The 25,339-nt window shown below is 67.7% G+C and carries 30 protein-coding genes; 15 read left to right on the top strand and 15 right to left on the bottom strand.

The features are described from left to right. Positions 1-17: 17 nt before the first annotated feature. The 4 genes from GGQ80_RS02245 to GGQ80_RS02230 are packed head-to-tail and all read left to right on the top strand — an operon-like array spanning position 18 to position 4,981. Positions 18-1,055 carry a type III polyketide synthase gene (locus tag GGQ80_RS02245; RefSeq protein WP_183982123.1) on the top strand — a complete coding sequence of 346 codons (1,038 nt, stop codon included), beginning with the start codon at positions 18-20 and terminating at the stop codon, positions 1,053-1,055. Continuing rightward, positions 1,052-1,738 carry a methyltransferase domain-containing protein gene (locus GGQ80_RS02240; RefSeq protein WP_183982121.1) on the top strand — a complete coding sequence of 229 codons (687 nt, stop codon included), beginning with the start codon at positions 1,052-1,054 and terminating at the stop codon, positions 1,736-1,738. The genes GGQ80_RS02245 and GGQ80_RS02240 overlap by 4 nt, the downstream gene beginning before the upstream one ends. Next, on the top strand, positions 1,717-2,796 hold the full coding sequence (locus GGQ80_RS02235) for an FAD-dependent monooxygenase (RefSeq protein ID WP_183982120.1): 1,080 nt from the start codon (positions 1,717-1,719) through the stop codon (positions 2,794-2,796). The genes GGQ80_RS02240 and GGQ80_RS02235 overlap by 22 nt, the downstream gene beginning before the upstream one ends. 49 nt (positions 2,797-2,845) lie before the next feature. After that, positions 2,846-4,981, top strand: a complete 2,136-nt coding sequence (locus GGQ80_RS02230; RefSeq protein ID WP_183982118.1) for a transglycosylase domain-containing protein — start codon at positions 2,846-2,848, stop codon at positions 4,979-4,981. On the opposite strand, the gene GGQ80_RS02225 is transcribed toward GGQ80_RS02230, so the two are convergent. The 3 genes from GGQ80_RS02225 to GGQ80_RS02215 form a co-directional block, all read right to left on the bottom strand. Beyond that, entirely contained in the window at positions 4,957-5,613 is a 657-nt protein-coding gene (locus GGQ80_RS02225) for a M48 family metallopeptidase (protein ID WP_343050795.1), read from the bottom strand. The genes GGQ80_RS02230 and GGQ80_RS02225 overlap by 25 nt on opposite strands. 122 nt (positions 5,614-5,735) lie before the next feature. Further along, positions 5,736-6,164: a YcgN family cysteine cluster protein gene (locus GGQ80_RS02220; RefSeq protein WP_425506000.1), complete on the bottom strand. Its 429-nt coding sequence runs from the start codon at positions 6,162-6,164 to the stop codon at positions 5,736-5,738. Beyond that, the gene (locus tag GGQ80_RS02215) at positions 6,161-6,748 is read right to left on the bottom strand and encodes an SCO family protein (RefSeq protein ID WP_183982112.1); all 588 of its coding nucleotides are present in this window, start codon (positions 6,746-6,748) and stop codon (positions 6,161-6,163) included. Before GGQ80_RS02215 ends, GGQ80_RS02220 begins: the two co-directional genes overlap by 4 nt. A 72-nt stretch (positions 6,749-6,820) precedes the next feature. Here GGQ80_RS02215 and GGQ80_RS02210 point away from each other — a divergent pair, with 72 nt between their 5' ends. After that, positions 6,821-7,420, top strand: coding sequence for an ankyrin repeat domain-containing protein (locus GGQ80_RS02210; protein WP_183982110.1), 600 nt, complete (start codon positions 6,821-6,823; stop codon positions 7,418-7,420). A 102-nt stretch (positions 7,421-7,522) separates the two neighbouring features. Here the strand turns inward: GGQ80_RS02210 and GGQ80_RS02205 are convergent, their stop codons facing one another. From GGQ80_RS02205 to GGQ80_RS02155, 11 genes are all read right to left on the bottom strand, one after another. After that, a complete protein-coding gene (locus GGQ80_RS02205; RefSeq protein ID WP_246346825.1) occupies positions 7,523-8,023 on the bottom strand; it encodes an MmcB family DNA repair protein in 501 nt (166 codons plus the stop codon). A 49-nt stretch (positions 8,024-8,072) separates the two neighbouring features. Continuing rightward, on the bottom strand, positions 8,073-8,663 hold the full coding sequence (locus GGQ80_RS02200) for a cell wall hydrolase (protein ID WP_246346785.1): 591 nt from the start codon (positions 8,661-8,663) through the stop codon (positions 8,073-8,075). 191 nt (positions 8,664-8,854) lie between these two features. Further along, entirely contained in the window at positions 8,855-9,181 is a 327-nt protein-coding gene (locus tag GGQ80_RS02195) for a DUF1491 family protein (RefSeq protein WP_183982105.1), read from the bottom strand. Continuing rightward, complete coding sequence (locus GGQ80_RS02190) at positions 9,178-9,636, bottom strand: PaaI family thioesterase (protein WP_246346784.1); 459 nt, start codon at positions 9,634-9,636, stop codon at positions 9,178-9,180. Before GGQ80_RS02190 ends, GGQ80_RS02195 begins: the two co-directional genes overlap by 4 nt. Next, positions 9,623-10,093, bottom strand: coding sequence for a PTS sugar transporter subunit IIA (locus GGQ80_RS02185; RefSeq protein ID WP_183982103.1), 471 nt, complete (start codon positions 10,091-10,093; stop codon positions 9,623-9,625). Before GGQ80_RS02185 ends, GGQ80_RS02190 begins: the two co-directional genes overlap by 14 nt. A 63-nt stretch (positions 10,094-10,156) precedes the next feature. Next, on the bottom strand, positions 10,157-10,741 hold the full coding sequence (gene hpf, locus GGQ80_RS02180) for a ribosome hibernation-promoting factor, HPF/YfiA family (protein WP_183982102.1): 585 nt from the start codon (positions 10,739-10,741) through the stop codon (positions 10,157-10,159). Between the two features lie 53 nt (positions 10,742-10,794). Further along, on the bottom strand, positions 10,795-11,499 hold the full coding sequence (dnaQ, locus tag GGQ80_RS02175) for a DNA polymerase III subunit epsilon (RefSeq protein WP_183982101.1): 705 nt from the start codon (positions 11,497-11,499) through the stop codon (positions 10,795-10,797). A gap of 7 nt (positions 11,500-11,506) precedes the next feature. After that, entirely contained in the window at positions 11,507-12,100 is a 594-nt protein-coding gene (coaE, locus tag GGQ80_RS02170) for a dephospho-CoA kinase (protein ID WP_183982100.1), read from the bottom strand. 112 nt (positions 12,101-12,212) lie between these two features. Then, positions 12,213-13,025, bottom strand: a complete 813-nt coding sequence (locus GGQ80_RS02165) for a shikimate dehydrogenase family protein (protein ID WP_183982099.1) — start codon at positions 13,023-13,025, stop codon at positions 12,213-12,215. 48 nt (positions 13,026-13,073) lie between these two features. Next, on the bottom strand, positions 13,074-13,664 hold the full coding sequence (locus GGQ80_RS02160) for a Maf family protein (protein WP_183982098.1): 591 nt from the start codon (positions 13,662-13,664) through the stop codon (positions 13,074-13,076). A 52-nt stretch (positions 13,665-13,716) separates the two neighbouring features. Beyond that, positions 13,717-14,535 (bottom strand): pyruvate, water dikinase regulatory protein, encoded by an 819-nt coding sequence (locus GGQ80_RS02155; protein WP_183982096.1) that lies wholly within the window; start codon positions 14,533-14,535, stop codon positions 13,717-13,719. 300 nt (positions 14,536-14,835) lie between these two features. On the opposite strand from GGQ80_RS02155, the gene hemE reads away from it, so the two are divergent. From hemE to GGQ80_RS02135, 4 genes are all read left to right on the top strand, one after another. Continuing rightward, positions 14,836-15,870 (top strand): uroporphyrinogen decarboxylase, encoded by a 1,035-nt coding sequence (gene hemE, locus GGQ80_RS02150; protein ID WP_183982451.1) that lies wholly within the window; start codon positions 14,836-14,838, stop codon positions 15,868-15,870. Continuing rightward, a complete protein-coding gene (locus GGQ80_RS02145) occupies positions 15,867-16,316 on the top strand; it encodes a CopD family protein (RefSeq protein ID WP_183982094.1) in 450 nt (149 codons plus the stop codon). Before hemE ends, GGQ80_RS02145 begins: the two co-directional genes overlap by 4 nt. Before the next feature lie 298 nt (positions 16,317-16,614). Continuing rightward, on the top strand, positions 16,615-17,871 hold the full coding sequence (gene rho, locus GGQ80_RS02140; RefSeq protein WP_183982092.1) for a transcription termination factor Rho: 1,257 nt from the start codon (positions 16,615-16,617) through the stop codon (positions 17,869-17,871). A 161-nt stretch (positions 17,872-18,032) separates the two neighbouring features. Then, a complete protein-coding gene (locus tag GGQ80_RS02135; RefSeq protein ID WP_183982450.1) occupies positions 18,033-18,728 on the top strand; it encodes a TerC family protein in 696 nt (231 codons plus the stop codon). Between the two features lie 147 nt (positions 18,729-18,875). Here the strand turns inward: GGQ80_RS02135 and GGQ80_RS02130 are convergent, their stop codons facing one another. After that, positions 18,876-19,580, bottom strand: a complete 705-nt coding sequence (locus GGQ80_RS02130) for a dienelactone hydrolase family protein (protein ID WP_183982090.1) — start codon at positions 19,578-19,580, stop codon at positions 18,876-18,878. An 89-nt stretch (positions 19,581-19,669) separates the two neighbouring features. Between GGQ80_RS02130 and GGQ80_RS02125 the strand changes: the two genes are divergently transcribed. The 6 genes from GGQ80_RS02125 to GGQ80_RS02100 are packed head-to-tail and all read left to right on the top strand — an operon-like array spanning position 19,670 to position 25,323. Further along, a complete protein-coding gene (locus tag GGQ80_RS02125; protein WP_183982088.1) occupies positions 19,670-19,903 on the top strand; it encodes a DUF6489 family protein in 234 nt (77 codons plus the stop codon). Then, entirely contained in the window at positions 19,903-21,180 is a 1,278-nt protein-coding gene (gene mnmE, locus GGQ80_RS02120) for a tRNA uridine-5-carboxymethylaminomethyl(34) synthesis GTPase MnmE (RefSeq protein ID WP_183982086.1), read from the top strand. The genes GGQ80_RS02125 and mnmE overlap by 1 nt, the downstream gene beginning before the upstream one ends. Positions 21,181-21,234: 54 nt before the next feature. Further along, on the top strand, positions 21,235-23,055 hold the full coding sequence (mnmG, locus tag GGQ80_RS02115; RefSeq protein WP_183982084.1) for a tRNA uridine-5-carboxymethylaminomethyl(34) synthesis enzyme MnmG: 1,821 nt from the start codon (positions 21,235-21,237) through the stop codon (positions 23,053-23,055). Further along, complete coding sequence (gene rsmG, locus GGQ80_RS02110; protein WP_183982082.1) at positions 23,052-23,651, top strand: 16S rRNA (guanine(527)-N(7))-methyltransferase RsmG; 600 nt, start codon at positions 23,052-23,054, stop codon at positions 23,649-23,651. The genes mnmG and rsmG overlap by 4 nt, the downstream gene beginning before the upstream one ends. Continuing rightward, positions 23,651-24,433: a ParA family protein gene (locus GGQ80_RS02105; protein ID WP_183982080.1), complete on the top strand. Its 783-nt coding sequence runs from the start codon at positions 23,651-23,653 to the stop codon at positions 24,431-24,433. The genes rsmG and GGQ80_RS02105 overlap by 1 nt, the downstream gene beginning before the upstream one ends. Beyond that, entirely contained in the window at positions 24,430-25,323 is an 894-nt protein-coding gene (locus tag GGQ80_RS02100) for a ParB/RepB/Spo0J family partition protein (protein ID WP_183982078.1), read from the top strand. Before GGQ80_RS02105 ends, GGQ80_RS02100 begins: the two co-directional genes overlap by 4 nt. Positions 25,324-25,339: the final 16 nt, after the last annotated feature.

The following is a 25,339-nucleotide window of genomic DNA, read 5'->3' as shown; positions in this document are numbered from 1 at the left end:
GCTCGAACGCGGGGCCTATGCCCTCGGTCTTCCTCAACAGCGTCGCGACGGCGACACCGACGAACGACATTCATGCGCTGTTCGTCGATTGGGCATCAGCGCAAATCGAAACGCGACAGCGGCCTTTGTTCGAACGCATGGCGGCACGCAGCGGCATCGAGCGGCGCTGGTCGGTGCTGCCCGATCCCCTCGCTGCGGATGGATTCTATGCCACCGGCATGCCCGGCACCGCGGCGCGAATGGCGATCTATGCCGACGCCGCGCCGACCCTGGCGCTGGCGGCGATCGAGCGGCTCGGCGACGATGCACGTGGCATCACCCATCTGGTCGTCGCCAGTTGCACCGGCTTCGTCGCGCCCGGCATCGACCAGATCATCGCCGCACGGCTGGGGCTCGATCCCGGCGTCGAGCGCATCCTGATCGGGTTCATGGGTTGCTACGCCGCCGTCGCCGCGATGCGAACCGCCCGCCACATCGTCCGCTCCGAAGCCGATGCGCGCGTACTGGTCGTCACCGTCGAATTGTCGACGCTTCACCTTCAGGAGACCGCCGACGTCGAGCCGCTGCTCGCGATGCTCCAGTTCGGCGACGGTGCGGCGGCGGCGATCGTGTCCGCCGAACCGCGCGGGATCGAGATCGGCGCACCCTTTGCCGCGGCGCTCCCCGCGTCCGCCGAGCTGATCCGCTGGACGATCACCGACCGCGGCTTTGCCATGCACCTCGACGGCGCGGTGCCGCGCCATATCGGCGACGCATTGAGCGACCCGGCGATGGTCGAGCGGATCGCCGGCGGGCGCGATCCCGCCGCGCTGGTCTGGGCGGTTCACGCCGGTGGGCGGTCGATCCTCGAGGCGGTCGAGCGGGCGTTGGGGCTTCCCGGCGACGCACTCGACCGATCGCGCGCGGTGCTGAGGCGCGCAGGCAACATGTCGTCGGCGACGCTGATGTTCGTCCTTGCCGACCTTCTGGCGGCGCGGGAGACACGCGACGGCGTCGCCATCGCCTTCGGTCCCGGCCTCGCCGCAGAAGGCTTCGCGTTCGGGCCGGTGCGATGACCCTGGCGGTGCGCGCCGAGGCGGAAGAGCTGATGGACGCGGACGATCTGCCCGCCGACGTCTACGCCGCCGTCGTCGGCGACCTAGCCAAGGTGAACACCGTCACGATGGCGTCCCGACCGACGCTGGGGTTCCTGGCCCGTGCCTTGGGTGAGCGCCGGCACGTCCGGTTGCTCGATGTCGGCTTCGGCGATGGCGACATGTTGCGGCGGATCGCGGGCTGGGCATCGCGCCGCGGCATCACGGCCGAGCTGGTCGGCGTCGATCTCAACCCCCGCAGCGAGGCGGCGGCGCGGGCTCACCCGCCCGCGACGCTCCCCATTCGCTACGTCACGGGCGACTATGCGGCGATGGACGAGCGCTGGGACGTCGTCATCAGCAGCCTTGTCGCCCATCACATGAGCCGGGCGCAGCTGGTCGCCTTCCTTCGTTACATGGAACAGCACGCGGCGCTGGGGTGGTTCGTCAACGACCTCCACCGGCACGGCTTCGCTTATCGCGGCTATCCTTTGCTCGCGACGCTGGCACGTTGGCATCCGATCGTCCGTCACGACGGCAAGCTGTCGATTGCGCGCTCCTATCGTCCGGCCGAATGGTTACCGATCCTGGCGGACGCGGGCGTCACCGATGCTCGCGTGTTCCGCGCCTTTCCGTTTCGCCTGTGCGTCGAACGGCTGCGCTGATCGTCGGCGGCGGGCCGGCCGGTGCCGCCGCCGCCATCACGCTCGCGCGTGCAGCTGCGCCGCATCTGCTGATCGAGCGCACGCGCGAAACCGGCGACCCGCTGTGCGGCGGGTTCTTGAGCTGGCGAAGCCTGGCGGCGCTCGAACGACTGGGTATCGCCGCCGCCGCGCTGAATCCCGCCCGGATCGATCGGGTCCGGCTGATCGCAGGCGACAATGTGCGCGAGGCGCGGCTCCCCGCGCTCGCTCTGGCGGTATCGCGTCACCGGCTCGATACGCTGTTGCTCGCCGCCGCCACGCAGGCCGGGGCGGCGGTCGAGCGCGGTGTCACGGTACGCGCCGTCGAGGGGCGACGGGTGACGATCGACGGCAGCGACGATCGACCCGACGCACTGCTGCTCGCCACCGGCAAGCACGAGGTGCGCGGCGTGAAGCGGGCCGAGGTGGAGGATGATCCCGTCTTGGGTATCCGCGTCCGCCTGGCGCCGACGCTGGCGCTGACGCGGCTGGCGGCGGCGGCGGTAGAGCTTCATCTGGTCGACGGCGGCTATATCGGCGTGGCGCTGCAGGAAGACGGCGCGGCCAACTGCTGCATGGCGGTGCGGCGATCACGACTGCACCAGGCCGGCAATCCCGCGGCCCTGATCGAGGCCTTGGCGCGCGAAGCGCCGCATTTTGCCGAGCGGCTTGACGCCAGTGGTGGACCGGGCGCGATCGATGCGGTCGCCAACGTCCCCTATGGCTGGCGCGCCAGGGTGACGTCGCCGGGCGTGTTCCTGCTCGGCGACCAGGCGGCGGTGATCCCGTCGCTGGCCGGCGAGGGGATGGGAATCGCACTGGCGAGCGGGGTAGCTGCGGCACAGGCCTATCTACGCGATGGCGCGATGGCATCGACCGGATGGCAGGCCGGCTTCTCACGGCGCGTCGCGCGTCCGATGGCGGTCGCCGGGATCGCGCGACAGCTCGCCGAACGCCAGGCGCTTCACCCGCTCGTCGCCCTGCTGCCTCCGGCGCTGATCAGGGCGACGGCCCGATGGACCCGGGTCGACGCCGGTTAGCGAGATCGCTTGTCCGCGCCACGGTTAACGCGTATCGCGCGGGTTGCTCATGGCTCGTAAGCGCACCCGCTCGCCCTCTCCCTGGCGTCGCCGCCTCTCCCTCCTCATCAAGATCGTCGTCGGCCTAGCGGTGCTGGCGGTCGGGGCGTTGGTGATCGCGGTCTATGTCGCGCGCTCGCAGCTGCCGAGCTTCGATCAGCTCAAATCCTCGCCCAACGGGCAGATGATCCGCGTTCACGCCGCCGACGGCACCGTGATCGTGTCGCTCGGGCCCAGCTATGGCGAATGGCTGCCCTATTCCCGTATCCCCGCCGTCATGCGCGATGCGACCATCGCGGTCGAGGATCGCCGGTTCCGCAGCCATCTCGGCGTCGATCCGATCGGCATCGCTCGTTCGGTCCAGGTCCGCTACGAGCGTGGGCGCTGGGTTCAGGGCGGGTCGACGATCACCCAGCAGCTGGCGCGCAACGTCTTCCTGAACAACCAGAAGAAGTTCGGCCGCAAGTTTCGCGAATGGATCCTGGCGCTCGCGATCGAGCGGAAGTTCAGCAAGGACGAGGTGCTCGAGCTGTACCTCAACAAGGTTTACTATGGCGGCGGCGCTTACGGCATCGACGCGGCGAGCCGGAAGTTCTTCGGCCATGGCGCCGATCGGCTGAGCCTGGCCGAAGCGGCGGTCATCGCGGGGCTGGTCAAGGCGCCGTCGAACTATTCGCCGACCGCCGACGCCGAGGCCGCGGTGGGCCGCGCTAGCGTCGTGCTCCAGGCAATGGTCCGCGCCGGCGACATCACCGAGGCGGAAGCCGCCGCCGCGCGGCCCGACGATCTGAAACTGGCGCCGCAGCCGCAGCAGAACAGCGTCCGCTATTTCACCGACTGGGCCCTGCCGCAGCTCGATACGCTGATCGACGAAACCGAAGCACCGCTGGAGGTGTGGACGACGCTCGACCTGTCGATGCAGCGCCAGGCGGACAGTGCCATCCAGGCCAATGTCCCGAAGGGCGCGCAGGGCAGCCTCGTCAGCCTCGACCGCGACGGTGCGGTGCGGGCGATGGTCGGCGGGACCGACTATGTCAGTTCGATCTACAACCGCGCGACGCAGGCGCAGCGCCAGCCGGGATCGGCGTTCAAGCTGTTCGTCTATCTCGCGGCGCTGGAGGCGGGGCACAAGCCGGAAGATTCGATCGTCGACGAGCCGGTGACGATCGACGGGTGGAGCCCGCGCAACGATTCGCGGCGCAACAGCGGCCCGGTATCGCTGCGCACCGCCTTCGCCTATTCGCTCAACACGGTCGCGGCGAAGCTGGGGCAGGAGGTCGGCTTCGCGACCGTCGCCGACATGGCACGACGCTTCGGCATCACCACGCCGGTCAACACCCATCCGTCGATGGTGCTGGGGACCAGCGACGTGCGCCTGATCGACATGACCCGCGCCTTCGCCAGCGTCGCGGCGGGCGGTGTCGCGGTCGCGCCCTATGGCATCACCCGCGTCACCGCGAACGGCGAGACGATCTACACCCACGAAACCGATCGCAGCCATGTACTGGTCGCGCCCTATGTCGCCGCCGAGATGATCGACCTGCTCCAGACCGCGGTGAACACCGGCACCGGTCGCGCCGCGCAGATCGGCCGGCCGACCGCGGGCAAGACGGGGACGACGACGTCGGAAAAGGACGGCTGGTTCCTGGGCTTCTCGTCCGGGCTGACGACCGGCGTGTGGATGGGCCGCGACGATGCCCGGCCGATCCGCGGACTGCATGGCGGCACCGCGCCCGCGCGCGCCTTCGCCGCCTTCATGAAGCCGGCGACGGCCAACCGGCCGATCGAGCAGTTCCAGACCCAGGTGACGCTGCCCGATTGGCAGCTTGAGCCCGACGAAGAAAGCTATCTCGGCGCGCCCGACAATGCGACCTACGTCGATCCCGACGGCAATCCGGTCGGCGGCGGCGACGACGGCCCCGTGGTGACGCCCGGCGACATTCCCGAGGCGCCGGCGGTGCGCGATCCCCGCGACCCGCGCAATCGCCAGGATCCGCCGCCACAGCAGGAGCTGGACCAGGACTTCATCGATCGCGTGATCGGTCGCACCCCCGAGCCGACGCCACGCCGCGATACGCCCGCCACACCGCAGCGGACGCTACCGCCGCGTTCGGCGGCGCCTCAGGACGATCGCCCGAACCAATGAAGCGATGCGCCATACGCGCGTAGCCACGCATGCGCCGGCGCCGGATCTTCGCCGAGCAGCTCGGCGGCGAGCGCGTGAAAGGCGGCCGAATGGTTCATGTGGACGCGATGCGCGACCTCGTGTGCGACGGTCGCGCGGCGGACGAATCCGGGCGCCAGGATCAGCCGCCAGCTGTAGCGGATCGTCCCCGACGACGAGCAGCTGCCCCATCGGCCACGCGCATCGCCGATCGCGACGCGATCGACGGTGACGCCGGCCTGCGCCGCGATGGCGCGGGTTTCGGTTTCGAGTAGCGCAAGCGCTCGGGAGCGGAGCCAAGCCTCGACACGGCGCGCCACGGTGTCCTGCGGCCCCTGCAGCGAGAGAATGCCCTGGGTTGCGTCGATGCGGCGGCGTGGCCCCTCGCTCCAACGAATTTCCATCGGCTCGTCCGCGACGGTGAGACAAAGGCCTGAGACGAAGGGAATCGGTTGCGGCAGATTCGCGCGCTGTGCCTCGATCCACGCCGTTTTCCCCTCGGCCCAGGCAAGCGCCGGCTTGAGCGCTGCGCGGCGGGGGATCACCAGGCGGGCGCGACCGGTGGTGGGGTCTAGCGACAGACGGAGCGAGCGGGCCGTGGGATGGCGGACAATCTCGAAGTCGGGAGCGTTTCCGCCTTCACCCTTCGCCGCCTGCGGCGGCTCTTCCCTCTCCCGCCGGGAGAAGGAGGGAGGCGCGTCAGCGCCGGAAGGGTGAGGGCGGCCTCGCCACCAGTTCATAGCTCGCGATCGACGAGGTGATGCTCGAGATCGCCGACATCGTCTTCGCTCACCGTCCATCCCCGCACCGACTGGCCTGCGGCATGGACACTCTCGCGATCGCCGGAGATCAGATAATGCCAGTCATACAGCGGCTGGCCATTGGCGCGCAGACGATAGGCGCAGGTCGTCGGCAGCCAGTCGATGTCGCGGACGTTGCCGACGGTCAGGCGCACGCACTCGGGCACATAGGCGCGGCGATGCTTATAGTCGGAACAGAAGCCGCTCTTGCGGTCGAGCAGGCGACAGGCGACGTTGGTCGCCATCAGCTCGCCGGTATCCTCGTCCTCGAGCTTGTGGATGCAGCATTTGCCGCAGCCGTCGCACAGCGCCTCCCACTGGCCGCGGTCGAGCGTCTCGATCGGCTGTTCCCAGAATTTGGTCACGACGCCCACTTCTCGATCTCGGTCGCCACCGCCTGCGGCCCCTGGTCGAGCGGCAGCAGGGCCAGCGGCTTGCCGTCGGGGGCCATCAGATAGCTTTGCGTGCTGTGGTTCATCAGATAGCCGCCGCCGGCCGTCGTCTCTCCCTTGTCGGAGAAGATCGCGAATTCCTTCTGCACTTTGGCGATCGCGGCCGGATCGCCGGTCAGGCCGACCATGCGCGGGTGGAAGTTGGTCACGAACGCCTTGAGCGCGGCGGGTGTGTCGCGGGCGGGATCGACGGTGACGAAGATCGGGACGATTCGCCCGCCGAGGTCGGGCTTGTCCGCCTCAACCTGCTTCAGCGCCTTGCCGATCACGGCGGCGTCGGTCGGGCAGACGTCGGGGCAGAAGGTATAGCCGAAGTACATGATGCGATACCGGCCGGCGAAGCTGCGATCGGTGACGGCGCGGCCATCCTGGTCGGTCAGCGCGAAGGGCCCGCCGATGCTGGCGCCCTCGAGCGGAGGGTTGGCGGCGGGGGCGGACGGCTGGCAGGCGGCAGCGGCGAACGACAGCGCGAGCAGACCGTTGCGAAAAATGTTCATGACCGTGCCAGCCTTGATCTGTTAGCGCCGGCTGCGCAAGTTTCCCGCCGCTTTCCAAGAGGGATCATCCCCATGCGTCGCCGTACCCCGCTCCTCGTCGCCACCCTGGTGCTCCTCGCCGCGCCGCTCGCCGCGCAGCAGCAGTCGGAGGGATATAAGTTCCTCGACGCGATCAAGAAGGAGGACGGCAAGACCGTCGTCGACATGCTCGGTCGACCGGGCAGCACGATCGTCAACGTCAAGGAAGTGACGAGCGGTGACGCGGCGCTGCACATCATCGTCAAGAACGGCGGCGGCGAAAATTTCATGAAGTATCTGCTGCAGTCGGGCGCCGATCCGAACATCCGCGACAAGCGCAACAACACGCCGCTGATGCTGGCGGCGCAGTTGGGCAAGGGCAATTACGTGCCGATCCTGCTGGAATACAAGGCGAACCCCAATCTCGCCAACGCGTCGGGCGAAACCCCGCTGATCGCAGCGGTGCAGAATCGCGACGTCGCGACGGCCCGGGTGCTGCTCGACAAGGGGGCCGATCCCGACCAGACCGACAGCGTCGCCGGCATGTCGGCGCGTGCCTATGCGCTGCGCGATGCGCGCAATCCGGCGCTGACCAAGCTGCTCACCGACGCGCCGAAGAAGGTGCAGGCGGCGGTCGCCGGACCGAAGCTGTAACGTAAGTTCATCATCCTGAACTTGGTTCAGGATCTGAGGCCGCACGCGCCGCCGCCTGAGATGCCGAAACGAGTTCGGCATGACGGGCTTGGCAGCGCGTAGCTACTCCAGCGGCAGCGTGAAGGCGTCGGGGTCGGTCAGCGCGGTCACCCGCCGCGCCGCACGGCGGGCGAAGGCAAGCGTGCAGCGCTTGCGGGTATGTGCGGGCAGCGGATGGCTGTGCGCCTCGCGCAGGATCGCGGCGTCATAGCGATCGGCGACGATGATCCCGGTCCGTTCGGGCAGGAAGGCGGGCATGTCGAACGGCGTGGTGTCGAAGCCGGCGGGGACCGCCCAATAGTAGCGATCGCAATGGGCCAGATAATCGGGCCATTTGCCGTCGCCCATCAGGTCGGCACGCGATACCTTGATCTCGACGATGACGAGCGCGCCACGCGCATCGATCGCCATCAGATCGGCGCGGCGTCCGCCCTCCAGCGGAACCTCGGCGATCGTCGACAGGTCGTGACGGAGCAGCAATCGCGTGACGCCTCGCGCCACTTCGGCGGCGCAGAGCGCGGGATCGTCGGTGTCGCGGCAAAGGGCGGGTGCAACGCTGGCCATCGCACCCGCATAGAACATCCAGGGAACGAAACAACCCCGGCGGTCGACCTCAGCGATAGAAGATGTGGTTGCCGATCGACGCGACCCGGGCGGCGCCACTGGGACGACGGCCGACGGCGTTGAAGTACAGCGCCTTGGCGGCCGGGCTTTCCCAGGCGGCGTTAAGCGCCACCTTGGCGACGGCGATGGCCTTGCGATAGGTCGCACGGCCAGCGTCGATATCGGGGATCTCGCCGCCACGGACGAACGAGAACTGGCCGCGCTGCGTCACGACGTCGCAGATATCAGCCGGGAAGCGACCCGACTTGGTGCGATTGATGATAACGTTGGCGACGGCGAGCTGGCCTGCGAGCGGCTCACCCTTCGATTCGAAATAGACGGCACCGGCCAGACAGCGGAGCGCTTCGGCATTGGTGGCGGTCGCGATCGCAGGATCCTGCGCGGCGACGGCGTCGTCGAGGCTGTCGAAGCTGGGCGCCGCGGGCGCAACGGTCGGCGTCGCGGGGGCCGGAGTGACGGGAACGATCGCTGGCATCAGCGGGTTGTTGCCCAGGACGGTCGCGGAAATGGCCGACCGGTCCAGCTCCTCGGCGAGGCCGGGCGAGCTAACGCCGATGAAACCGGCGCACACAAGAGTCATCGCCGCGAACGTAGCGGCGCGCTGAAGAAGCGACATTCAAACGTATCGATATGCGGTTGGACCACGGACCCGATCGGCACGCCGATCGCCCGGGCATCCCCCCGACTGCGTCACCGATCCGGATCGCACCCGGCCACGGCACAACGCCTATGAAGAACTGCCGGACTCCCTCACCGCCGGCACGGGTCGCGTCAACTCGCCGCGATCGTTTCAGCGGCGAACCGTTCGGCGTGTGCGACGTCCAGAGCAACCACCCACAGATCGGGGTCGCTCGATCGGCGGCGGCGCCAATAGCCTTCGACATCCCCGGATGGAGTCGTTTCGATTAACCCAAGCTGTCCGTCGGGCCCGATTCCGCGCTCGACGACACGTGTCGGGCCGTCGCGTTCCTCAAGGATCAGGAGTACGCCGCCGGCTTGCTCATCCCCCCTGGCGCGGACGACGGCGAGGCCGCCCGAATCGTTCACCCGCCGCAACAGCGCGCCGATGGCGAGCGCGGTCGGCAGCCGGCCGCTCATCCGGCGCGATAGCCCGGCAAGCCCGACAATGCGATCTGCGAGCGCATGAAGGTGCCGGTGCCGCGTGCCGCCTCTTCCTCCTCGGCATCGATCAATCGCGCATCGGCGACGAGCACGCGGCGCTTGCCGCTGATCCAGCGGCCTTCGGCGATCACCGGGCCGGGGCCGAGCGGGCGGGTGAAGAGAAGGTTGAAGGCGGTCGTCAGCAGGAAGCGATCGGTGACCAGGCTGTTCGCCGCATAGAAGGCGGCATCGTCGAGCATCTTGAAATAGCTGGTGCCGTGAACGGCGCCGGCGGCGTGGAAGTGACGCTCGTCGAGGACGAAGTGGATGCGCGCGATTCCGGCCGCGACGATCTCGAGCCGTGATTCGAAGAGGCGGTTGATCGGTGCCGAGGCATACAGCGATTCGAGGGCGCGAAAGTGCGCCGCCTCGCCGCTGTCAGGCGGCGGCATCGCGGGCGGCATCGGCGGTGAACAGCACGTAGAGCGCGTCGCGCGACCCGGCACCGCGCAGCTTGGCGAGGAAATCGCGGTCGCGCAGGCGGCGCGAGACGCGGGCCAGCGCCTTCAGATGCTCCGCCCCCGCTTCGGTTGGCGACAGCAAGAGGAAGACGAGATCGACGGGCAGGTCGTCGATCGCGTCGAAGTCGATCGGCTGTGCCAACCGGGCGAAGACACCGACGACCGTCTCGAGCCCCGGGATCTTGGCATGGGGAATTGCCACACCGCCACCGAATCCGGTCGACCCCAGGCGTTCGCGCGCCATGAGTCGTTCGCCGACCAGCTTGGGGTCGAGCGCGACGATGTGCGCCGCCACCCCCGCAAGATGCTGGAGCAACTGCTTCTTGTTGGCGACCGAGACGTCGGTGACGACGGCGTCGTGGCGCAGAAGATCGCTGAGATCGTTCATCGATGTCCGTTCGCCCCCCGGCTTGGGCGCGCACTAGGCGCACCCGCCGGGGGATTCAACCGGTCATGCCGCGCGCTGCGGCTCGACCCAGCCGATGGTGCCGTCGCCGCGGCGATACACCATGTTGTAGGCGCCGGTGCCCGAGTTCTTGAACAGCAGCGCCGCGGTGTTGCGCAGGTCGAGCATCATCACCGCATCGGACACGCTGGCATCGGGCACGTCGACGCGGGTTTCGGCGATGATCAAGGGCGCGTCGCCGGCCTCCTCGGCATCCTGCTGATCCTGGAACAGCGTATAGCCGGCGTTCTGGAACTCGAACTGCTCCTCGACCGCGATCGCGTCGCTCGCGTTATGCGCCTTCAGACGGCGCGTGTAGCGGCGCAGCTGCTTCTCGATCTTGCCTGCTGCGCCATCGAAGGCGAGGTGAGCGTCCTGCGCCTCGTGCCGACCCTTCAGCACCACGCCCTTGGTGACCCCGACGATCACGTCGCACGAGAAGCCGTTGTCGTGCGGGCCCCGTCCGAAGGTGACGTCGGACCAGATCGCCCGGGAGAAATACTTGTCGACGATACCCTGGAGCCGGTCCGTGACGTGGCCCTTCAGCGCATCGCCGGTGGTGACCTGATGACCGGAAATCTGGATATCCATCGTTTTCTTCTCCTTCGCTGTCAGCCGACCCGTTGGCCTTGGCATAACGGGCGTCAACCGGACGCCGCGGCTCCCCAGATCGGTTCGTTCAACTTCGTCAGAAACGCGGCATGAGCGGCGAGTTCTCCCTCGCTGGCACGGAAGATCCGCGGCGGACGCGCCGGACCGGTGTTCGTCGGCGACGACGCGGGCTGGATCGTCGCCATCGTCACGACGATCGGCTCGGCGACCAGGCCGAGGCCGATCTGGCGGCCGCCGGTCAGCTCGACATAGACCTGCGCCAGCAGCTGCGCGTCGAGCAGCGCGCCGTGGAGGACGCGATGCGAGCGATCGATGCCGTAGCGCGAGCAGAGTGCGTCGAGCGTGTGCTTGGCGCCGGGATGGCGGGTGCGCGCGATCTGGAGCGTGTCGACCATCCGCGACAGGGCGATTAGCGGCTTCGAACAGCGCGAGAGCTCGCCGTTGAGGAAGGAGAAATCGAACCCGGCATTGTGCGCGATCAGCGGCGCATCGCCGATAAAGTCGATCAGCGCGTCGACGCCCTCGTGAAAGCGCGGCTTGTCGGCCAGAAAGGCGTCGGAGATGCCGTGGACCGCCTGCGCCTCTGCCGGCATCGAGCGGTCGGGGTGGTAATAGGCGTGGAAGACGTTGCCGGTTTCGACCCGGTTGACCAGTTCGACGCAGCCGATCTCGACGAGGCGATCGCCGCCGGAGAAGCTGAGGCCGGTCGTCTCGGTATCGAACACGATCTCGCGCATCCGACCCCTATCCGCCTTTGCCGCCCGAGAGGCAAGCGATCAGCGCCATGACCTGGGCGCGCGTCTCGTCGAGGGGCACGTCGGTGGCGATGACGTGATCGGCGCGCCGGCGCTTCTCGGCATCGGGAAGCTGGCGGGCGAGGATGGCGTCGAGCTTATCCGGCGTCATGCCGGGGCGGGCGAGGACGCGGGCGCGCTGGATGTCGGGTGCGGCGGAGACGACGGCGACCTGGTCCACGTTCCTGTCCCCACCGGTTTCGAAGAGGAGGGGTACGTCGAATACGACGAGCGGGGCGTCGGCGTGATCGCGTAGGAAAAGGGCGCGCTCCTCGCCGACGGCGGGGTGGACGATCGCCTCGAGGCGGCGAAGCGCGTCCGGGTCGCCGAGGACGGCCCTGCCGAGCGCGGCGCGGTCGACGCCGTCGGGGCCGATGGTGGCGGGGAAGGCGGCCCCGATCGCGGCGACGAGACGGCCGCCGGGGCCCTGCAGGCGGTGGACGGCGGCGTCGGCGTCGAAGACGGGAATGCCGAGGTCGGCGAACATCGCGGCGACGGTGGACTTGCCCATGCCGATCGACCCGGTGAGGCCTAGCTTCAGCACGGCTTTCCGTCCTCACCCTTCCCACGCCGCTTCGCGTCGCGGGCCCCTTCCCTCTCCCAATGGGAGAGGGAGAAGCCGCCAGAGGCGGCGAAGGGTGAGCTCGGTTGTGACGTCATGCCGTCAGCAGCTCGCGCAGTTCCTCGTCGCGGTTCCTCGGCGCGGGCTGACCGAAGAAGATCTCGAACGCCAAGGCGGCCTGGCCGACGAGCATGTCGAGGCCGTCGACCGTCTCCAGCCCACGGGCATGGGCCGCGGCGAGCAGCGGGGTTTCGAGCGGGGCATAGACGACATCGTAGACGATGGCGTCGTCGGGCAACGCCGACAGGTCGAGATCGAGCGGAGGCTGGCCGACCATGCCGAGGCTGGAGGTGTTGACCAGTAGCGCCGACGGCGGCGCGGCAGGGGACAGGGGAAGCGCCTGGCCCTTCAGCTTGAACGACGCCAGCAGCGCCGCGCCCTTCAGCGGACTGCGGTTCATGATCGTCACCGGGCCGACGCCGAGGCGCGAGAGCGCGAACAGTACGGCGCGCGCCGCCCCGCCGGCGCCGATGACCGTCACCGGCTTGCCGGTGAGATCGAGGTCGGCGATCGGCGTCGCGAAGCCGGCGGCGTCGGTGTTGGTGCCCGTCGGCTGGCCACCCTCGCCGCGGAACACGGTGTTAACCGCACCGATCGAGGAGCGGACGTCACCGGGGTCGGCGACATGGTCGAGCACCGCGATCTTGTGCGGCACGGTGACGTTGCAGCCGCGCCAGGCCGGATCCGCCGATCGGTCGGCGATGAAGCGTTGAAGCTCGTCCGGCGCGACGCGGGTGGCGCGATAGTCGGCGTCGATGCCGAGCTGGTCGAGCCAGAAGCGATGGATGAGCGGCGACTTGCTGTGGGCGATGGGGTCGCCGATCACCTCGGCGTAAGGCTGTGTCATGGCAGGCTTTCGATCGCGAATGTTGAGACTCTTCACACCAGAAACGGGTCAACGCAGCAGGAGGCCGCGATCGCGCAGATAGCCGAGCACCGGGAGCAGCGGCATCCCCAGCACGGTGAAGTGGCTGCCCTCGATCCGGTCGAACAATTGCACGCCCGGCCCCTCGATCCTGAAACAGCCGACGCATCCCTCGATCGCGGGCCATTCGGCGTCGAGATACGCCTCGATGAACTCGCCGGACAGCGTCCTGACATGAAGTCGCGCACGCTCGACGTGGCGCCAGACGGCACGCTGCCCCTCCGCGATGACGACGCCGCTCCAGATGTCGTGGGTGCCGCCCGACAGGCGGCGGAGATGATCGGCGGCATCGTCGCGGCTGACGGGCTTGTCGAGGATGGTGCCGTCGGCGAGCGCGACGAGCGAGTCGGAGCCGAGGACGAGATCGCCGGGATGGCGCGCGGATACCTTCAGCGCCTTCAGTTCGGCGAGGGCATCGGCGAGATCGCGGGGGGACAGATGGGCGAGCGACGCCTTGGCGGCAGCTTCGTCGACATGCGCGGCTTGAGCGGAGAAGGGGACGCCGGCGTCGCTGAGCATCGCGCGGCGCGAGGCGGATTGGGAGGCGAGGATCAGGGGCATGAATTTGGTCCTTCGTCACCCCGGACTTGATCCGGGGTGACGGGGTTGCGGATTAGTTCTGCGCCGCTTTCCGTTCGTTGCACAGGGCGATGATCGCGGCGGCGGTTTCCTCGATCGAGCGGCGGGTGACGTCGATCACCGGCCAGCCATTGTCGGCGAACATGCGGCGGGCGAACTGGATTTCGCGTGTCACCGCATCCTCGTCGACATAGGCGGTGTCGGGCATCTGGTTGAGCGACAACAATCGGTTACGGCGTACCGCGATCAGGCGATCGGCGCTGGTGGTAAGACCGACGACCAACGGATTTTGCAGGGAATGCAGCGATTTGGGTGGAGGACTTTCGACCACGATCGGGATGTTGGCGGTCTTGAAGCCGCGGTTGGCGAGGTAGATCGAGGTCGGCGTCTTCGACGAGCGGCTGACCCCGGCGAGGACGATATCGGCTTCCTCCCAATCCTCCGCCCCGATGCCGTCGTCATGGGCAATGGTGAACTGGATCGCGTCAACGCGCGCGAAATAGGCGGCGTCGAGGACGTGCTGGCGGCCCGGCCGCGCCTTCGCCTGCTGGCCGAGCAGCCCCGACAGCGCATCGTTGACGATGTCGAGCGGCGCCACGGCGGGGAGGCCGAGCGCGACGCAGCGTTCCTCGAGCATCCGCCGCGTAGCGGCATTGACCAGGGTGAAGACGACGAGGCCGGGATTCTGCGCGATTTCCTGAAGGATGCGCTCGAGATGCGCCTCGGTCCGCACCATCGGCCAGAAATGGCGTACCGTCTCGACATCGTCGAACTGCGCCAGCGCCGCCTTGGCGATATTCTCGAGCGTCTCGCCGGTCGAATCCGACAGCAGATGGAGGTGAAGACGCATCATGTCGGGGGCGCTGGACCGATCTGTGGATAACGGGCGGACGAACGCTAGCGCAACTTCCCCCACCCGCCAACCGAACCGATCGGCGTGGAGAAACGGCTATTTATCCACATGCCCGTCCCCAGCGAACAGTTCCGTCCACCCCCTGTGGATAATGGGGACGGCGTTCGCGAATCCGAGGAGAATCCCGCCGCCTTGCCGGTCAAGCTGTGGACGGGTACGGCACGGATCGATTGATCCCGCGTTCCACGTGCCAACCACTTCATCAATCCTCTTTAAAAATACTTAACAGGAAGAAGGACGCTGACCGACCGTTCGTTCAAGCCGTTGCTCGCGACGCTGAAGGGGGAGCGGCAGGCCGTGCCGCCGATATGGCTGATGCGTCAGGCGGGGCGCTATCTGCCCGAATATCGCGCGCTTCGGGCGGAAAAGGGCGGCTTCCTGGCGCTGGCGACCGATCCGGACGCGGCCGCGGAGGTGACGCTGCAGCCGATCCGCCGCTTCGGCTTCGACGGTGCGATCCTGTTCAGCGATATCCTGATGGTGCCGTGGGCGTTGGGGCAGGAGCTGACGTTCGGGCCGGGCGAGGGGCCGCGGCTGAGCCCGCCGCTGGTCGATGCCGCGCTGGACGGCCTGGCGCGCGTGTCCGGGCGTTTGGAGCCGGTGTATGGCACCGTCCGGCACGTTGCCGCGGCGCTGCCGCCCGAGGTGACGTTCCTGGGCTTTGCGGGATCGCCCTGGACGGTCGCGACGTACATGGTCGCGGGCCGGGGGTCGAAGGACCAGGCGGAGACGCGCGGCTACGCCTATCGCGACGAGGGCGCGTTCGCGGCGATCATCGACGCGATCGTGGCGATGACGATCGATTATCTCGCCGCGCAGATCGACGCGGGAGTCGAGGCGGTGCAGCTGTTCGACAGCTGGGCGGGGACGCTGAGCCCGGCGCAGTTCGAACGCTGGGTGATCGCGCCCAATGCGGCGATCGTGGCGGGGCTGCGCGCGCGCTGCCCGGGCGTCCCGATCATCGGCTTTCCCAAGGGGATCGGCGGCAAGCTGCCCGCCTATGCGCGCGAGACGGCGGTCGACGCGCTCGGGCTGGACGAGACGGTCGATCCGGCCTGGGCCCACGCCAACCTGCCCACCAAGCTGCCGGTACAGGGCAACCTCGACCCGCTGGCCCTGATCGCGGGCGGTTCGGCGCTGGACGACGGGATCGACCGGATACTTGGCGCGCTGGCCGAGCGGCCGCATATCTTCAACCTAGGCCATGGGATCGATCAGCATACCCCCGTGGCGCATGTCGAACGGCTCATCGCAAGGGTGCGGAGAGGGGCATGATCCTGGAGCGACTGGCAGTGGCGTATACCTGGTTCCTGGCGGCGCACATCATCTTCGTCATCTTCTGGATGGCGGGGCTGTTCATGCTGCCGCGCTATCTGGTCTATCATCAGGAGGCGCTGGCGGCGGGGCGGCAGGACGAGGCCGCGCTGTGGATATCGCGCGAGGGCAAGCTGCGCTCGATCATCCTGACGCCGGCGATGATCGTGGTGTGGCTGCTGGGGCTGACGCTGGCGACGATCGGGCAGCATTGGGGCGAGGGATGGCTTCACGCCAAGCTGGCGCTGGTGCTCGCGCTGTCGGCCTATCATGGCTGGGCGGTGGGCTATGCCAGGAAGCTGGCGCGCGGGCAGGCGCCGCTGAAGGGCAAGACGCTTCGGATGCTCAACGAGGTGCCGGCGTTGGCGGCGGCGCTGATCGTGGTGCTGGTGGTGGTGAAGCCGTAGGTTCCAATCAAAGGCCGTCTTGCTGAACTTGGTTCAGCATCTCCCTGAGAGGGCGGGTGCCATCGCCGGAGATCCTGAAACGAGCTCAGGATGACGCGAGTGGCTGGCCCAGGATGATGCCGGTGGAGAGCCCCGGCGCACGTCTTGGCTTGACTAGCCCCGTCCCGCTACCTACCTCCTGCCCGCGTGTAGAGCGGCGTCCTGCCGATCCGCGCATCCCTCCTCAAGCCTTCGGTCCTCCTAGCGCCTCGCCGCCGACCGAGCTCTCCCCCTGAATACCTGCATCCGGAACATTTCCATGCACTTGAAAGACCTGAAGAAAAAAACCCCGGCCGAGCTCGTGCAGCTTGCCGAGGAGCTGGGCGTCGAAGGCGCCTCGACGCTGCGCAAGCAGGACCTGCTGTTCGCCATCCTAAAGGAACAGGCGGAGCGCGGTGACCAGATCATGGGCCTCGGCACGATCGAGGTGCTGCAGGACGGCTTCGGCTTCCTGCGCAGCCCCGAGGCGAATTACCTCGCCGGCCCCGACGACATCTATGTCAGCCCCAACCAGGTGCGGAAGTTCGGTCTGCGCACCGGCGACACCGTCGAGGGCGAGATCCGCGGACCGAAGGACGGCGAGCGCTATTTCGCGCTGGTGAAGCTGGTCAGCGTCAATTTCGACGATCCCGACGCGGTTCGCCACCGGGTGAACTTCGACAATCTGACGCCGCTGTATCCCGAATCGAAGCTGACGCTCGATCCGTCCGACCCGACGCAGAAGGACAAGTCGGCACGGGTCATCGACATCGTCTCGCCCCAGGGCAAGGGCCAGCGCACGCTGATCGTCGCCCCGCCGCGCGTCGGCAAGACGGTGATGCTCCAGAACATCGCCAAGGCGATCTCGGACAACCATCCCGAGGTGTTCCTGATCGTGCTGCTGATCGACGAGCGACCTGAGGAAGTCACCGACATGCAGCGTTCGGTGAAGGGCGAGGTCGTGTCGTCGACCTTCGACGAGCCGGCGCAGCGCCACGTCCAGGTCGCCGAGATGGTGATCGAGAAGGCGAAGCGGTTGGTCGAGCACAAGAAGGACGTCGTGATCCTGCTCGATTCGATCACGCGTCTCGGCCGCGCCTACAACACCGTCGTGCCGTCGTCGGGCAAGGTGCTGACCGGCGGTGTCGACGCCAATGCGCTGCAGCGGCCCAAGCGCTTCTTCGGCGCGGCGCGCAACATCGAGGAAGGCGGTTCGCTGTCGATCATCGCCACCGCGCTGATCGATACCGGAAGCCGCATGGACGAGGTGATCTTCGAAGAGTTCAAGGGCACCGGCAACTCCGAAATCGTCCTCGATCGCAAGGTCGCCGACAAGCGCATCTTCCCGGCGATGGATGTCGGCAAGTCGGGTACGCGCAAGGAAGAGTTGCTCGTCGAGAAGGACAAGCTGTCGAAGATGTGGGTGCTTCGCCGCATCCTCATGCAGATGGGCACCATCGATTCGATGGAGTTCCTGCTCGACAAGATGAAGAATTCGAAGACCAACGACGATTTCTTCGATTCGATGAACCAGTAGGAAGCGCTTGCCGCAGTACGGCAATGCTGCTGACGTGATTTGATACGACGCACGGCGCGGGCTTCCACCCGCGCCGTTTTCGTGGATAGAGCGGGATACGTGGCGCCGGCCCGTCGTTGGTCGGCCATCATCCGGGAGTCGCAATCGTGTCGATCATCACCATGCTGGCCGAGGCGGCGAGCGTTCAGGGGCCGGGCTCGCTCGGCGATATCTGGCAGCATATCGTCGCCGACTTCTCCAACCTGTCCGACCCCAAGGCGCTGGCGACGTTCGGATCGGTGTTGATGATTGACCTGGTGCTGGCGGGCGACAATGCGATTGTCGTCGGTGCGCTGGCGGCAGGGCTACCCGCGGACCAGCGGCGCAAGGTGATCGGCATCGGTATCGGTGCGGCACTGGTGCTGCGCATCCTGTTCGCGCTGATTGTTACGTGGCTGATGGGGATCGTCGGGCTGATCTTCGCCGGCGGCCTGTTGCTGTTGTGGGTGAGCTGGAAATTCTGGCGCGAGATTCGCGAGGGCGGCAACCACGAGGATAACGTCGAGCAGGGTATCCGCCCGGTGAAGAGCTTTGCCGCCGCGGCCTGGGCGGTGGCGGTTGCCGACGTGTCGATGAGTCTCGACAATGTCCTGGCGGTGGCCGGTGCGGCGCGCGAGCATCCCGGCATTCTGGTAGTCGGCTTGCTGCTCTCGGTGGCGCTGATGGGGCTGGCGGCGAACTTCATCGCGCGGATCATCGATCGCCACCGCTGGATCGCGTATATCGGCCTGGCGGTGATCGTCTTCGTCGCGGGGCGGATGATCTACGAAGGCTGGGTCGGCACCGACGAGACGATCGGGATCGCCAGCCTCTTCTGAGGAAGTCGGCGGCCAGTCCTCCCCCGCCAGGGGGAGGTGTCGCCCCGACGGCGTGACGGAGGGGGCGGAGGCCCGGGCGTTGCGGGGCGCCAACCGCTCCCTCCGTCAGCGTCGCTGTCCCCTCCCCCTAGCGGGGGAGGATTGGGTTCAGCCGAGGTGCTGCTCGAAGAAGGCCGCGGTACGCTCGTCGGCAAGTGTGGCGGCGTCGTCATCGCGGCGCTGGCCGAATTCGGTGGCGAAGCCGTGGTCGACGCCGGGATAGTCGTGGATCGTGACCTTGGCTTCGTCGTCGAGCCCGGCATGAACGCGGGCCTGCTGGTCCTTGTCGACGAAGTGGTCCTCGGCGGCGATGTGCAGCATCAGCGGCTTGGCAATGGCATGCTTCTCGCCGAGCAGCTGGTCGAGGCCGACGGCATAATAGCCGACGCTGGCGTCGATGTCGGTCCGCGCCGCGGTCATATAGGCGAGGCGACCGCCGAGGCAGTAGCCGACGGCGCCGACCTTCGCCGCATCGTCGCCCAGCATCGCGCGGGTGGCGCGGATCGTCGCCTCGATGTCCTTGATGCCGGTATCCTGGTCGAACTGGCCCATCAGCGACAGCGCGCGCTGCATCTCGGGCTCGACATCGGGGTCGAGCTCGATGCCCGGTTCGATCCGCCAGAACAGGTCGGGCGCGATGGCGAGATAGCCCGCCTCCGCCAGCGTGTCGCACTTGCGACGGATGCCGGCGTTGATGCCGAAAATCTCTTGGATGACGATGATCGCTGCCTTGGCGGTGTCGGCCGGGCGCGCGACATAGGCGTTGAAGCTGGCGTCGCCATCCAGCGTTTCGATCGGGGTGGTTCGGGTCATCATGCTACTCCGCAGGTCGTCGCGCTCTCTCGCGCGACGAGCCGTGCGCCGCTATGCAGGGGGCCGGACGATGGCTCAAGGGGGCGGCGATGAAGGTGAATGTCGAGGTGGAATGCACCCCCGAGGAAGCGCGGCGGGCGCTGGGGCTTCCCGATCTGACCCCGATCCACGAGCGCTATGTCGCGATGGTGAACGAGGCGATGAGCGGCCAGGTGAAGCCCGAGCTGATCGAGGGCATGATGCGCAGCTGGGCACCGATGAGCGAGGCGGGGATGGGCTTCTGGCGACGAATGTTCGAGGGCAACGCGCCCAAGCCCGACTGATGGACACGATCTTCGCGGTCTCGAGCGGCCGGCCGCCGGCGGCGATCGCGGTGCTGCGGGTCAGCGGTGCCGGCGCACTGGCGGCGGTCGGCGCCCTGGCTGGGACGCTGCCGCCACCGCGGCGGGCGGGGCTGCGGCGGCTTCGCGACGGCGATGGTCGGATCCTGGACGAGGCGCTGGTGCTCGTGTTTCCCGGACCGGCGAGTGCGACCGGCGAGGACCTGGTCGAGCTGCATTGCCATGGCGGACGCGCGGTGATCGACGCGGTCGAGGCGGCGCTGGCTAGGCAAGCGGGGTTACGGCGGGCGGCGGCGGGGGAGTTCACGCGAAGGGCGTTGCTGAACGGCCGCATCGACCTGACCCAGGCGGAGGGGCTCGCCGACCTACTCTCGGCCGAAACCGAGCGACAACGGCGCGCGGCGATCGATGCGGTCGAGGGGCGACTGAGCAGCCTCGTGCGCGACTGGCTGGGCGACGCGGCGATGCTGGCGGCGCGGTGCGAGGCGCAGATCGATTATGGCGACGAGGGCGACGTCGCCGAGACCGCTGACGGGCTGGACGCGATCCTGGCCGATGCGCATGCGCTCGCGGCCCGGATCGAGGGGGTGGCGTCGACGCCGCCGGTCGAGCGCTTGCGCGACGGGATCCGCGTCGTGCTCGCCGGGCCGCCCAACGCCGGCAAGTCGACGTTGCTCAATCGACTGGTGGGGCGCGAAGCCGCGATCGTGACGCCGATCGCGGGAACGACCCGCGATCGGATCGAGGCACCGGTCAGCCGCGACGGGGTGGCATATCTGGTCATCGACACGGCGGGGATCACCGAGACGCTCGATACCGTTGAGGCGATCGGGGTCGACCGGGCGCTGGAGGCGGCTGCGGTGGCGGATATCGTGCTGTGGCTGGGGGACGAGGCGCCGCCGATGGCCGGGACGATCCGGGTCCATGCGCGCGCGGATGTTGCGGGTCGCGAGGTGCTCCCCGCCGGCAAGACGATCGCGGTGGCAGCTGACGATCCGGCGAGCGTCGCGCGGCTATGGGATGCAATCGCCGAGCGTGGTGCGAAGCTGCTACCGGCAGAGGATACGCTGGCGCTGTCGCGGCAACAGATTGAGCTTTGCCGCGATGCAGCATCGGCACTGGCGGTGAGGAGCTCAGATGGCATCGTCATTGCGGAGCATGTGCGTCGGGCGACCTCGTCCCTGGCCGCCATCCTGGGCGTAGACGCTGTCGACGCAATGTTGGACGCGCTCTTCTCGCGGTTTTGCGTCGGAAAATGATGTTCCACGTGGAACAATTTTGACCAGAGAGGGCGGCGGCGGTAAGCGACCGCGATGGTGGATGTCGTCGTAATTGGTGGTGGTCATGCGGGTGTCGAGGCCGCCGCGGCGGCGGCGCGCCGCGGTGCCAGCGTCAACCTGATCGTTCTGTCGGCAACGACGATCGGGGCGATGTCCTGCAATCCCGCCATCGGCGGCGTTGGCAAGGGGCATATCGTCCGAGAGATCGACGCCTTCGACGGTATTATAGGTGTCGCCGCTGACGCGGCGGCAATCCACTATCGTATGCTCAACGCCAGCAAGGGTGCGGCGGTTCGCGGACCGCGGGTCCAGGCCGATCGGCGCCACTATGCCGCTGCCGTACAGGGGACACTGGCTGCCCTGCCGAATGTCGATGTCGTCGAGGGCGAGGTCGTCGAGCTGCGGCTGGCCAATGGCCGCGTGGCGGGCGCGGTGCTGGCCGACGGCAGCTTGATCGAGGCGCGAGCAGTGGTGATCGCCACTGGGACCTTCCTTGGCGCGACGATGTTTCGCGGCGACATGCGGATGGCCGGCGGGCGCGTCGGTGAGCGGGCGGCGGGGCGGCTCGCCGAACAGTTTCGTGGGCTCGGCCTGCCGATGACGCGGTTGAAGACGGGGACGCCGCCGCGGCTCGACGGGCGGACGATCGACTGGTCGGCGCTGCCCGAACATCCGTCGGATGCGGCGCCATGGACGATGTCGCCGCTGACGTCAGCGCGGCAGCTACCCCAGATCGCGTGTGCCATCACGCGAACGGTGCCGGCGACTCATGACGTCATCCGACGCAACCTCGATCGGTCACCGCTGTTCACCGGTGCGATCGAGGCATCGGGACCGCGCTATTGTCCGTCGATCGAGGACAAGGTGCAGCGGTTCGGCGACCGCGACGGACATCAGCTGTTCCTGGAGCCCGAAGGATTGGCCGATTACCTCGTCTATCCCAACGGCCTGTCGACGTCGCTGCCGACCGATGTGCAGCAGGCGATGGTCGCGACCATTCCTGGGCTCGAGCGAGCGACGATCGTGGTGCCGGGGTATGCGGTGGAATATGATCATATCGACCCGCGGGTGCTCGACACCCGCCTGGCACTCGACGAGATCGAGGGGTTGTTCTGCGCTGGACAGATCAATGGCACCACCGGTTACGAGGAAGCGGCGGGGCAGGGGCTGGTCGCCGGACTGAATGCGGCGGCTCATGCGCTGGGTATGGCGCCAGTCGTGCTCGACCGGGCGTCGAGTTACATCGGGGTAATGATCGACGACCTGACCCTGCAGGGCGTGACCGAGCCCTATCGCATGCTGACCGCGCGCGCCGAATATCGGTTGTCGCTGCGCGCCGACAACGCCGAAACGCGACTGGGAGCGTTGGCGCGTGAGCTGGGATGCGTGAGCCGCCGTCGATTGGCGCATCAGCAACGGCGGGAGAACGAGCGCGCGGCGATCATGGCGTTGCTAAATCGGCTACGGACGGCCGGCGACATTCGCGCAGACGGCCTGCCCAACGATGGGATGCGGCGGTCGGGATTCGACTGGCTGCGGTTCGACGGTGTTAGTCTGGCGGATGTCGAGGTCGGCGGATGGCACGCGGACGTCGTCGCCGAGATCGAACAGGATGCGACTTATGCGCCCTATCTCGATCGGCAGCGGGAGGAGATCGTTCGGCTACGCCGCGACGAGGCGATGACGCTGCCGGAGGATATCGATTTCGCCGCGATTGCCGGTTTGTCGAACGAGATGGTCGAGCGGCTGAGCACGGCACGACCGCCATCGCTTGCAGCGGCTGCGCGAGTTCGGGGTGTGTCGCCCGCGGCGCTGGCGGCGATCCATCTGCATCTGTCGCGGCGGGCGGCATGACGGAGGAGGAAGCACGCGCATGGGTTGCGGACAAGGCTGGCGCCGATACGATGGCGTCGATCGAGCGGTTCCTGGCGATGGTAACGGACGAGAATGATCGCCAGAACCTGATAGCGCCATCGACGATCGCGACGATCTGGAACCGGCATGCGTTGGATTCCGCGCAGTTGTTGGCACTGGCGCCGGCCGGTGCGGTCAGCTGGCTGGATATTGGCAGTGGCGGCGGCTTCCCGGGGGTGATCGTTGCGCTGATGTCGGACGCGCATGTTACGATGGTGGAACCTCGCCGGCGTCGTGCCGAGTTCTTGGCCCATGCGGTCGAGGTTTTGGGGCTTGATGCGGTGGTCCACCACTCGAAGATCGAAGCCGTCGAAGAGCGGTTCGACGTCATTTCGGCAAGGGCGGTAGCGGCGGTCGACAAGTTGGGTGCGATTGCCGGACATTGCGCGCATGCCGCGACCCGTTGGCTGTTACCGCGGGGTCAGCTCGACGAAACCACGTTGTCGACACTCGTTCGCAAGCGTAGAGTGTTCCACGTGGAACAGAGCGTGAGCGATCCCGCCTCCTCGATCCTCGTCGTCGAGGGAGTATTGTGATGAGCATCTGCATCGCTATCGCCAATCAGAAGGGCGGTGTCGGCAAGACGACGAGTGCGATCAACGTCGCGACGGCGCTGGCAGCGACGGGCAAGCGCGTGTTGCTGATCGATCTCGATCCCCAGGGCAATGCCTCGACGGGGCTCGGCGTCCATCCATCCGAACGCAAGTTGTCGAGCTATCATGTCCTGATCGACCGGGCACCGCTCCCAGACGCGGTGGTGGCGACGCGCGTCCCGGGGCTGGATCTCGTCCCGTCGACGGTCGACCTGTCGGGTGCCGAGATCGAGCTGGTCGGGTTCGACGGGCGGACGCACCAGCTCGACCAGGCCGTGCGCGCGGTACGTGGCCGGTGGGATATCATCCTGATCGATTGCCCGCCATCGCTGGGCCTGCTGACGATCAATGCGATGGTCGCGGCCGATGCGCTGCTCGTGCCCTTGCAGTGCGAGTTCTTCGCGTTGGAAGGTCTGTCGCAATTGCTGACGACGGTGGAGCGGATCCGTGAGCGGTTCAATCCCGGGCTGTCGATCATCGGCGTGGTGCTGACGATGTTCGACCGCCGCAATCGCCTGACCGAACAGGTCGCGAGCGACGTGCGCGCGGTGCTGGGGCGGGTGGTCTTCGACACGGTAATCCCGCGCAATGTCCGCCTGTCGGAAGCGCCGAGCCACGGCTTGCCCGCCCTGATCTACGACCATCGCTGCTCGGGCTCGGAGGCGTATATCGCGCTGGCGCGTGAATTGATCGCGCGATTGCCGCGCGAGAAGGTGGCGGCATGACCGACAGGCGACGTCCCGGCGGCCTGGGTCGCGGATTGAACGCACTGCTGGGCGATATCGCTGTCGAATCGCCCGTCAACCGCGATGGTGCCGGCAACGGCAACAGTGTGCGAATGTTGGCGGTCAGCGCGCTGTCGCCGCATCCCGACCAGCCGCGGCGCCACTTCGACGATGCGGCGCTTGATGAACTGGCGGCGTCGATCGCGGCGCATGGCGTCATCCAGCCGATCGTCGTTCGGCCCCACGGCCATGACTATCAGATCGTCGCCGGCGAGCGCCGCTGGCGCGCCGCGCAGCGCGCGCGGCTGCACGAGGTGCCGGTCGTCGTTCGCGAGTTCGATGATGCGGTGACGCTCGAAGTGGCGTTGCTGGAAAATATCCAGCGGCAGGACCTCAACGCGATCGAGGAGGCACAGGCGTATCAGCGGCTGGTCGAAGAGTTCGGCCATACCCAGGAAGCGCTGGCGAAGACCGTCCACAAGTCGCGCAGCCATGTTGCCAACCTATTGAGATTGCTGGAATTGCCGGCGTCGGTTCAAGGAATGCTGACCGACGGCAGCCTGACGATGGGCCATGCCCGCGCGCTGCTGGGCGCGCGCGACGTCGAGGCGCTGGCGGAGCAGGTCGTCCGCGACGAGCTGTCGGTGCGCGACACCGAGAAGCTGGCGAAGGGGGCCAAGCCGGCGAAGGGCAGGGCGGTGTCGGCCGCGCGTGCAGCGGCGCCGCACGACGATCCCGATATCGCGGCGCTCGAGCGGCAGCTGGCGGACCTGCTCGGCCTGGCGGTGAAGGTCGTATCGCACGGTGAGGGCGGGACGTTAACGATCGGTTATTCGACGCTCGATCAGCTGGACATGGTGTGCCAGCGGCTGACGGGCGGGGATCTGTAAGGCGTGCAGGCGGGGG

Origin of the sequence: Sphingomonas jinjuensis (genome assembly GCF_014197105.1) — a bacterium.
GTDB classification, from domain to species: Bacteria; Pseudomonadota; Alphaproteobacteria; order Sphingomonadales; family Sphingomonadaceae; genus Sphingomonas; species Sphingomonas jinjuensis.
This window is presented reverse-complemented; position numbering and strand designations above follow the sequence as displayed.